We start from the raw sequence: 8,413 nt of genomic DNA, 5'->3' as shown, positions 1-8,413 counted from the left end.
GATAAAGCCATGGCCGTGGTGTTCCTTTATGACCTTTCCACCGACAATATTCAGCAGACGGATCATCTTCGGCATGACATCGGGCATTATCAATACCTTGATCCTGTATTCTCTGGGCGTATTAGGGGATCTGAGGCGCAGACCTACGCCCACAAGTCCCTTTCAGCAGTCATCTTTGCTGTCTATGACCTCATCGACCCTTGTTGGGTTTGAGGTATTCATTTCCATTTGTCTATATCTCCTTTCTTTTTCCACCTTATCTGTATCGACATGTGCAAGGGGCAATGATAGAACTGGTGACGCTGCGGCGTAGGTCGCCATCGTCAATGCAAGGCCGTATGGCATAGATTTTTTTGCTATAGGCAGCATCTTCAATGACATATTAAGGACATATCGCACAGGACTTTTGAGTCTTTGAGTCAGTGTCTGTGGAGTATTAGGTGGTGGTCTCCAGGGATCAGCTCCCTTACCCTTGCCGATGAGCAGAATTCATCATGTGTCCCGTGAAAGACAAGGGTCTGGTTGAGGCATGCCACCTTATTGACATGTTTATTTACTATACCTATGTCGTGTGTAACAAGGACTATTGTAACCCCGCTGCGGTTGAGGTTGTCAAGCATTTCATAGAAGTCATCCTGTGCCTTTACATCGACGCCAGTGGTCGGTTCATCAAGAAAGAGTATTTCGGGACTGTTGACTATGGCCCTGGCTATGAATACGCGCTGCTGCTGACCCCCGGAAAGCGCACCTATGCGGCAGTCAACGTATTCACCGATCCCTACAAGATTGGCCGCCTGTCTTGCCGCATCCCTGTCTTTTTTGTCCAGCCATCGAGGGAATTTCTTGCCTGAAAGTCTGCCAAGGGCTATCACTTCTTCGACTGTTATAGGGAAGATCGGGTCTATGTGGGTGGCCTTTTGTGGGACATAACCGATCATGTCCCAATTGAAAAAGGTCCTGACAGGCCTGCCGAGGATGTAGATCTCGCCACTGTCAGGTGAGAGAAGCCTTAAAATAAGCCTTATGAGGGTTGATTTGCCTGACCCGTTAGGGCCTATGATGGCCAGGAAGTCCCCACGAGCGATATCAAATGTTATGTCTTTTAAAACCTGTTGTTCCCTATATGAAAAGTCGACGTGTTCGACCCGGACAAGGACGCCTCCCTTTTTAGTAGTGTTGGTTGTTGTATCCATATTTTATTATTTTTACGACTGATTTAATCCTGATCCACAGGGATCAAGTTTTTGATATTGAAGATATAGCTTAGGAATTTGTATATCAGCCTTGCAGCTAAGAAATCGGCTGCATGATAACCAGGGATCGGCGCAAGCTCCACGACATCGAATCCGACGACCATAGTCGACGCTGCGATGGCCTTTAAAAATTTTGTGATATCGCTCCAGGAAAGTCCACCTGGCTCTGGCGTACCGACTGCCGGCATAATCGATGGATCTAGACAGTCGAGGTCTATAGTGACATATGTCGGCTGTTGCTTGAGCCTTGAGATCGTCTCGGCTATTGAGGCCTCCCTGTCTTCGATGACCATGTTGGCCCAGATAGGTCGGCAGGTCGGCCAGTGTCTCTGCCCCTTTAGAAATTCCATTTCCTCCCTGGAGACGGCACGCACACCTATTTGTATTATATCGCCGAGTCCCCAAACACGCCTCATAACGCAGGCATGGCTGTATCGGCTTCCGAGATAGGAATCCCTCAAGTCAGTATGTGCATCGAAGTGGACTAGATTGAGCCGTCCCAGCTCGCTGTATATTGCCTCTATGGCACCGATGCTTACAGAGTGGTCACCACCGATTACACATGGTATCTGGCCTGAACGTACAATCGGGATTACAGCCTCCCTGACCTTTCGGACCATATTTTCAGGCGGCAGTTCAGGCTCAATCGGCGTAGCCGTGAAGATACCTTTTCTGAAGGCCTCTGAATCCGTCTCTTCATCATAGAACTCCATGTGTGGAGATGCCTCGATGATGCGTGCCGGTCCATCTCTGGCACCTGCCTTGTAGCATGTGGTGAGATCAAAAGGAACAGGGACCAGGATCGCTTTTGCCTGGTCCCTGTTCGGGCAAGATGATGAGAGTCCGAGGAATTGATCCACGTTAAATTGTCATGCCTGTCCTTTCGGCGCGCACAAAGTCGTGTACCTTACGGATAACCTTTGGAAATTCAAGCCCGCGGTCGAGTAGCTTGATCTCAACCTTTTTGATGTCAAAGAGATTTGTAATATATTTTATGGCCCCTTGAGTGTCAAAGGCCTTGCAGGAAAAGATGTCCAGACTCAGGTATAACTTTTCTGGAAAGGTATGGATGCTTATATGACTTTCGGCTATGAGCACAAAACCTGATATGCCCCAGTCTTCAGGGATTAGACCTGAATATTTGAATACATAGGGCGGCATGATCTTGGTCATGTTTATCTCTTCGGGATAACGGCTCAAAAAGTCATAGATCCCGTCTAGATCTTTTAGTTTTTCCTGGTCACATCCGTAACCATCCATCATCAGGTGCTGCCCGAAGCCGTATTCGATGTCTTCCATCATCTTTTTGTCCTCCTTGTTTAAAAAGTTGGTGGCGTAACCACCCACAATATCCTGGCCTCAGCCTGACCGGTGTTTTGCACGAAATGTCTTCTGTCAGCTGAAAAATAGAAACAATCCCCTTCTTCAAGCTCATGGCTCTGTCTGCCTAGACGCAGCATTACCTTGCCCGAAAGGATAAAGCCGAACTCTTCACCCTGGTGTTGCCTGTCCTCCCTTGTCTTTGCACCAGGCGCCAAGGTTACAAGTACTGGCTCCATCTCCTGCCTTTGAGAGGCATGTATCAAGAGTTCAACCCTTGCCTCCTCGGTGGAATCAGCCAATAACTTCCGATTCGAGCGTTTAAAGACCGTTTGTTCCTGCGGGCTCTCTTTAAAGAAATCAGCAAGATTTATCCCCAGCACCTCAAGGATGTCGCCAAGGGTTGCAAGCGACGGGGAGGTGTTGTCGCGCTCGAGCTGACTTATATAGCCTTTTGTAAGATCCGTCCGGTTCGCAAGCTCTTCTTGAGTCAGATTACTGGCGAGCCGCAGGCGCTTGAGCCTTTCGCCTATCTTGATTTCCATTATCTTTTGCTATCCGGCCTCGACCGGAATTGAGTTTACTGTTATTAAACAAAGTGATTTATGTTGGGCGCTTATATAAATGTTGGATCCCTGGTTGTCAAGGGAATTTTTTGTTGGAGTGGCTGCTCTAAAGATAATTTTTTTAAGATCAGGGAATGGTTTTATTATCCTTTTATTGCCTGTGATTTTTTGATAGACTTAAATAAATTGAATCTTTAAGGGGGCCTTGGAGAAACGCCATGAAGCACTACCGGAAGGAACTTTGGTTCAATGTGCCTGCTAGGATGGGGTTTGTTAACATTACCCCACTGGTTGAAGACTGTGTGCGCGAAAGCGGGATACAGGAGGGCCTCTGTTTGGTAAATGCCATGCACATAACCGCCTCTGTGTTTATTAATGACGATGAACCAGGACTGCACAAGGACTACGAAGACTGGCTGGAAGGCCTCGCCCCCCATGAGCCCATATCGAGATATCGGCACAACCTGACAGGGGAAGACAATGGAGATGCGCATCTCAAGCGGCAGGTCATGGGTAGGGAGGTGGTGATCGCAATATCGGGCGGCGGTCTGGATTTTGGGCCGTGGGAGCAGATTTTTTACGGCGAGTTCGATGGCAGGAGAAGAAAAAGGGTGTTGGTGAAGATTATAGGCGAATAAGTTTATGGCTTCCGGCCGGATGAGTTATGTTCGTGATTAAGCTTATCAGGCGCCTTGTCCGCCGGGTGTTTCATCCCGGTGTCTTCCTGAGAGACAGATACAGGGCATTTAAAAGTCTTTTGGAGAGTGACAAGGAGGCGCACGCAGTAATAGCTGGGCTTCAAGAGTTGGTTTACGGCAAAGATGCCGTAAGCAATGAGGCCGTTCAAGGCCTCTACAAAAGTCTCAGGGATGCGGTCGGCAACATGATTGAGTGTCTACTGGAGATGGTCCCAGGCTCTTATCTTGCTTTACCGTGGTCTTTTAAAAAGATAGACGACGACATCATGAGGCATATGTCGGGCCGTTTGTCTCCCTATCACGATTTCAAAGATATGATGGTCTTTATAGACCACTTGAATCTCTTGGATCCCTCTCATCACTCGTTCCGTCCGCAGGGTTGCCGTTCGATGCATGACATCATCCGTTTTGTGCACGAAAAGGCCATATACGAGATGTTTTCGACCGGCACTGATATTATAAGCGGCAAGATCAAGGGGGCAAAGAGGCTCGTATCGGAACACCCTGTCAACCTTTATTTGTTGGATATGGATGGCGGTCTCTGCAAGGGGTGCGAGGGGCTTGAGGAGATTGACATATCGATGGTCTGTTCCATACCTATGCGCGCCTTATGGCAGGGGATCGTCTATCCTGACATCAAGCGGTCTGGACAGATGCCTTTTGATTGGCGGTCTTTCGGTGAGGCGGTCTCGGCGGGTGGCATTGCAAGCAGGGATTCCCCGACCTTTGCTAGTTATGCTGCCATATCTGCTGATTACATGAACATAAGTATAAAATTTGGATATCATTTTGTCGTTGTTGACGCCCTCTGCGGGGAGGATCTAGATCAAAACTACATTATGTTCAGCTTTACTGGGGGAGGCGGCGACTTTCGGGGAAGGACCTTGAGGGTAGCGTTTTTGGCTGGCGTTTTGAATGGATTGGATTTTGATGTCAGGACAAAAAAAGATGTTATAAACGCCCGCATTGATAGGCTTGGGCGGCTCGAAATAGAAGGGCGGCTCGATATTCTTGGACGTCTCCTGGCCGTTACCAGGCTGATGGATATGGATATCAAGGACGAGGCGACCGTAGAGAGATGGGTGGCGGAGTTTATGGCAGGGAGATATGATTTCAGATATGATGGTCCCGGCGGATTCCAGGTCTGATGCATGTTGTCATGTGAATTGAGGTAACGTCAGGATAGTATGGCTGAATACAGGCTTAACTGGATCACATCGCATCTTGCCGTAGGCTATGCACCCATGTCATATGAAGAGCTCGATTCGCTTAAGAGGCAGGGCATAAACGCCATCATGAATCTTTGCGCTGAATTTTGCGATCTCCATAAGATTGAGGAGCAGACCGGCTTTGAGGTCTATTATCTCCCTATCGAGGACGAGGGCGTTCCTGCCATTGAGGAGATGGAAAAGGCCCTCGCATGGCTGGACGAGGCGGTTTATCTCGGCAAAAGGGTGTTGGTCCATTGCAGACATGGGATCGGGAGGACCGGGACGTTTGTGACAGCATATCTTATACGTAGAGGTCTTGGGCTCAAGCTTGCAGTTAAAAAGTTGAAGCCCACATATGCTACTCCGGCCAATTACGAACAATGGCATCTTTTAAAGAAATATGGGAAAAAGACCGGTGAATTAAAGATAAGAGAGCCGATCTTGGAGTATAGGCACACTGTAAACCTTTCTAGTTTTTTTGCGCAATATGAGGCGGTCGTTCAAGGGTTTGAAGAAAAAAAAGAGGAATACAGGCGCAAGGTGCCGGGATACGAAGACTGTGGGCTCGATTCCGATTTCTGTTGCCATGATGGTTTTGAGGTAAAATTTATAGAGGCTGTTTATATAAACAACAAGCTCAACAGCACCCTCACAAGCAAAGAGCGGCTTGAGATCATAGCGAGGGCCGCAGGGCTTTCCGCTGCGATAAAAAAGGGGATGGCCGTTCAAGCGAAGGATGAAGATAGCAGGGTCAGACGGGAAGATCATCTGACGGATTTCCTGTGTCCTTTGAACGCAGCGGGTAAATGCGTTCTTTATGAATACCGGCCTTTGAGATGTAGGTCTTGCGGTATCCCCGTTGATGTCTCAAGTTATGGACTGATCGAAGACATGCTTTTGGGCGTTTCGAAAAATATGTTTTTTGCCCTTTCGGGCACATTCGCCGACGAGAATGTGTTGATATTCCCGTTTTATGATGTGGTTTCCGGTAGGTTTGTACAGACCTATTTTTACAGCCTCCTTAAGGCCTAGGACTTGAGCACCTGCGCGACCTTTTTCTCAAGTTCGTCTTTATCTATCGGCTTTATGCAATATTCGACTGCGCCGAGGTCGACTGCCTGTCTCGCGGTTTCTATGGTGGGGTAGCCGGTCAAGATTATGACCTTTATGTCCGGCATTGTCTTCTTCAGCTCTTCAAGGACCTCGATTCCGGTCAATTTCTTGAGCTTTATATCCAGGATTGCAAGCTCGACAGGATGCCCCTTTGCGTAATCCAGCGCACCCTCTTCTTCATCGAAGACATGGACATCATGTCCCTTTCTCTCAAGGATCTTTTTTATCATGATGCCTGCATCAATCACATCATCAAGCACCAATATCTGCGCCATACAGACCTCTAGCTTTTATCCTTTGAACGAAATTCCTCTGATTTTATGCCGTACCGCCTCATTAAACGCTGGAAGGCCTGCCTTTCAATCCCGCTTATGTTTGCGGCCTCGGTTACATTGCCCATAGTTTTTTCCAGCGCCCTTCTAATATAATTTCTTGTAAATAGGCTGACAACTTGTATTTTTGCTTTATTGTAGCTTAATTGTTCAAAGCAGGGAATATGTTGCCATGTTATTTCCTTTTCAGCTCCTTCTCCGTTTGCATATATATCAGACAGGTCTATAGTATTGCCTGAACTCAGGAGAACGGCTCTCTTTATAGTATTTTGGAGCTCTCTGACATTGCCGTTCCATTGTCTTCTCTCAAGGCATTTTATGGCCCTAGGCGTGAATTCGGTCACGTTTCTTTCATATTCCTTGGCATATAATCTTAAAAAATGGTAGGCAAGAAACGCTATATCTTCTTGAATCTCCCTTAAAGGCGGCATGACGACGGTTATGACGTTGAGTCGGTAAAAGAGATCCTCCCGAAAACTGCCTTCCCTGATCTTGCTCTCGAGGTCTTGGTTTGTAGACGCCAGGACGCGCACATTGATCTTGATACTTTGTGTCGATCCGAGCGGTCTTATCTCTTTTTCCTGTAGGACGCGCAGGAGCTTTGTCTGAATGGACAGCGGTATGTCTGCTATTTCATCAAGCAGTATGGTCGAGCCGTCCGCCTCCAAAAAAAGCCCTTTTTTGTCCTTGACGGCCCCGGTAAACGCCCCCTTTACATAGCCGAAGAGTTCGCTTTCAAGGATGTGTTCAGGCAGGGCTGGGCAGTTTACGGCAACCATCGGTCGGCTTGAGCGGCTGCTTAATTCATGCAAGGCCCTTGCGGCCAATTCTTTACCAGTTCCACTTTCCCCGCGTATAAGCACCGTCACGTCCGTATCGGCAATCTTTGATATAAGATCGAAGACGCGGCGGATACGCGGCGATTGTCCGACGAGGCCATGAAATGCCCCCTGATCTTCTATTTTTTTTTGAAGTCGCCGGTTTTCCCTGAGGAGAAGCGTCCGCTCTATCGAGCGTCTGATGACATGTACAAGATAGTCGTTGTCGAACGGCTTCTGGAGAAAGTCATAGGCCCCTTCTTTCATGGCGCTTACCGCAAGTTCAATGGTCCCAAAGCCGGTCATTATGATTACAGAAATGGTTGGGTCAAGTTCTCTAGCAAGGGTCATCAGTGTTATGCCATCCATATCGGGCATCTTTACATCCGTAAGGATGACCTCCGGCAGGTCCTGTTTAAGCACCTCAGCCGCTTCTCTGCCTGATGATGCGAGAGTGAGTTCGCATTTGCATTTTCGCCCTATCACCTTGCCAAGGAGTGTGAGCATCTCTCTGTCGTCGTCTACTATTAAAATATGGGGCTGTCGGTGGCTATGGTTGATAATTTTAAAATCTTCTCTCATGCCCGGTCTTGAGGTAGCTAGAGGTTCTTGCAAAGGCCTAAGGCACATATTCTTGTTATTTTCGGCCGTTGCCATTTAACCCTCCCGTTGCCATCTCAACCGAAGGGATAAACCTTGACGGAATCAATGCAACGATTCTTCATTATTTTGTTCGGAACGATAAAATAGATCGCTATAAGGGACTCTATGTATAAATTACTTGGCCTGAGATTTTGTGCAATATATTACTTTGTACATCGAAACCGTCAGATAAAATTACTTAATAATATAATTTTTTGTCTTTCCGAGAGAATTAAATTATTATTAAAATATATGGATGTTTAAATTAGGGCATGGCTTCGTGAAATAGTTTTTAATAAAAGCAAAAGCCTATCTTTCCCCGGTTCAGATTGTAAAATTGCAAATGGAGGGAGGTGATGCAGACCTTGTTAAAACTGATTCTTAGATGTGTCTGCGTGTTAAATACTTCCTTGAAGGCGGCGCAGGCCTTGGCCATGATACTCGGATTCTGGGCGATTTC

At 47.3% G+C, this 8,413-nt stretch carries 10 protein-coding genes; 3 read left to right on the top strand and 7 right to left on the bottom strand.

What is annotated here, in order from left to right:
- Nucleotides 1-162 precede the first annotated feature (162 nt).
- From ACP5SG_RS08560 to ACP5SG_RS08540, 5 genes are read right to left on the bottom strand one after another with little or no spacing between them, the layout of a single operon-like run.
- On the bottom strand, nucleotides 163-381 hold the full coding sequence (locus ACP5SG_RS08560; RefSeq protein ID WP_424661445.1) for a hypothetical protein: 219 nt from the start codon (nucleotides 379-381) through the stop codon (nucleotides 163-165).
- Nucleotides 382-419: 38 nt separating this feature from the next.
- Nucleotides 420-1,193: a metal ABC transporter ATP-binding protein gene (locus ACP5SG_RS08555; RefSeq protein WP_424661444.1), complete on the bottom strand. Its 774-nt coding sequence runs from the start codon at nucleotides 1,191-1,193 to the stop codon at nucleotides 420-422.
- Between the two features lie 23 nt (nucleotides 1,194-1,216).
- Nucleotides 1,217-2,113, bottom strand: coding sequence for an agmatinase (gene speB / locus ACP5SG_RS08550; RefSeq protein WP_237888585.1), 897 nt, complete (start codon nucleotides 2,111-2,113; stop codon nucleotides 1,217-1,219).
- Nucleotide 2,114: 1 nt separating this feature from the next.
- Nucleotides 2,115-2,555 (bottom strand): adenosylmethionine decarboxylase, encoded by a 441-nt coding sequence (gene speD / locus ACP5SG_RS08545; RefSeq protein ID WP_330873291.1) that lies wholly within the window; start codon nucleotides 2,553-2,555, stop codon nucleotides 2,115-2,117.
- 17 nt (nucleotides 2,556-2,572) lie between these two features.
- Nucleotides 2,573-3,118, bottom strand: a complete 546-nt coding sequence (locus ACP5SG_RS08540) for a cupin domain-containing protein (RefSeq protein WP_330873290.1) — start codon at nucleotides 3,116-3,118, stop codon at nucleotides 2,573-2,575.
- A gap of 239 nt (nucleotides 3,119-3,357) precedes the next feature.
- Here ACP5SG_RS08540 and ACP5SG_RS08535 point away from each other — a divergent pair, with 239 nt between their 5' ends.
- The 3 genes from ACP5SG_RS08535 to ACP5SG_RS08525 are packed head-to-tail and all read left to right on the top strand — an operon-like array spanning nucleotide 3,358 to nucleotide 6,080.
- A complete protein-coding gene (locus ACP5SG_RS08535; RefSeq protein WP_237888584.1) occupies nucleotides 3,358-3,777 on the top strand; it encodes a secondary thiamine-phosphate synthase enzyme YjbQ in 420 nt (139 codons plus the stop codon).
- 26 nt (nucleotides 3,778-3,803) lie between these two features.
- Nucleotides 3,804-4,985, top strand: a complete 1,182-nt coding sequence (locus tag ACP5SG_RS08530; protein WP_428123545.1) for a hypothetical protein — start codon at nucleotides 3,804-3,806, stop codon at nucleotides 4,983-4,985.
- 39 nt (nucleotides 4,986-5,024) lie between these two features.
- Entirely contained in the window at nucleotides 5,025-6,080 is a 1,056-nt protein-coding gene (locus ACP5SG_RS08525) for a protein-tyrosine phosphatase family protein (RefSeq protein ID WP_237888582.1), read from the top strand.
- On the opposite strand, the gene ACP5SG_RS08520 is transcribed toward ACP5SG_RS08525, so the two are convergent.
- Together ACP5SG_RS08520 and ACP5SG_RS08515 are read right to left on the bottom strand one after the other, a co-directional pair.
- On the bottom strand, nucleotides 6,077-6,436 hold the full coding sequence (locus ACP5SG_RS08520) for a response regulator (RefSeq protein WP_237888581.1): 360 nt from the start codon (nucleotides 6,434-6,436) through the stop codon (nucleotides 6,077-6,079). The two genes, ACP5SG_RS08525 and ACP5SG_RS08520, sit on opposite strands and share 4 nt — an antisense overlap.
- A gap of 8 nt (nucleotides 6,437-6,444) precedes the next feature.
- The gene (locus ACP5SG_RS08515; protein WP_424661442.1) at nucleotides 6,445-7,968 is read right to left on the bottom strand and encodes a sigma-54-dependent transcriptional regulator; all 1,524 of its coding nucleotides are present in this window, start codon (nucleotides 7,966-7,968) and stop codon (nucleotides 6,445-6,447) included.
- Nucleotides 7,969-8,413: the final 445 nt, after the last annotated feature.

This window comes from Dissulfurimicrobium sp., assembly GCF_049968175.1.
Lineage (GTDB): Bacteria > Desulfobacterota > Dissulfuribacteria > Dissulfuribacterales > Sh68 > Dissulfurimicrobium > Dissulfurimicrobium hydrothermale.
The sequence above is the reverse complement of the archived record's forward strand: the minus strand, read 5'-3'. Positions and strand labels throughout refer to the sequence as shown.

Excerpts from the sequence above, each read along its gene's own strand:
- ACP5SG_RS08535 (WP_237888584.1), top strand. The coding sequence starts at position 3,358 with ATGAAGCACTACCGGAAGGAACTTTGGTTCAATGTGCCTGCTAGGATG.
- ACP5SG_RS08515 (WP_424661442.1), bottom strand. The coding sequence starts at position 7,968 with ATGGCAACGGCCGAAAATAACAAGAATATGTGCCTTAGGCCTTTGCAA.
- ACP5SG_RS08525 (WP_237888582.1), top strand. The coding sequence starts at position 5,025 with ATGGCTGAATACAGGCTTAACTGGATCACATCGCATCTTGCCGTAGGC.
- ACP5SG_RS08540 (WP_330873290.1), bottom strand. The coding sequence starts at position 3,118 with ATGGAAATCAAGATAGGCGAAAGGCTCAAGCGCCTGCGGCTCGCCAGT.
- ACP5SG_RS08560 (WP_424661445.1), bottom strand. The coding sequence starts at position 381 with ATGTCATTGAAGATGCTGCCTATAGCAAAAAAATCTATGCCATACGGC.
- ACP5SG_RS08520 (WP_237888581.1), bottom strand. The coding sequence starts at position 6,436 with ATGGCGCAGATATTGGTGCTTGATGATGTGATTGATGCAGGCATCATG.
- ACP5SG_RS08555 (WP_424661444.1), bottom strand. The coding sequence starts at position 1,193 with ATGGATACAACAACCAACACTACTAAAAAGGGAGGCGTCCTTGTCCGG.
- ACP5SG_RS08530 (WP_428123545.1), top strand. The coding sequence starts at position 3,804 with ATGTTCGTGATTAAGCTTATCAGGCGCCTTGTCCGCCGGGTGTTTCAT.
- speD (WP_330873291.1), bottom strand. The coding sequence starts at position 2,555 with ATGATGGAAGACATCGAATACGGCTTCGGGCAGCACCTGATGATGGAT.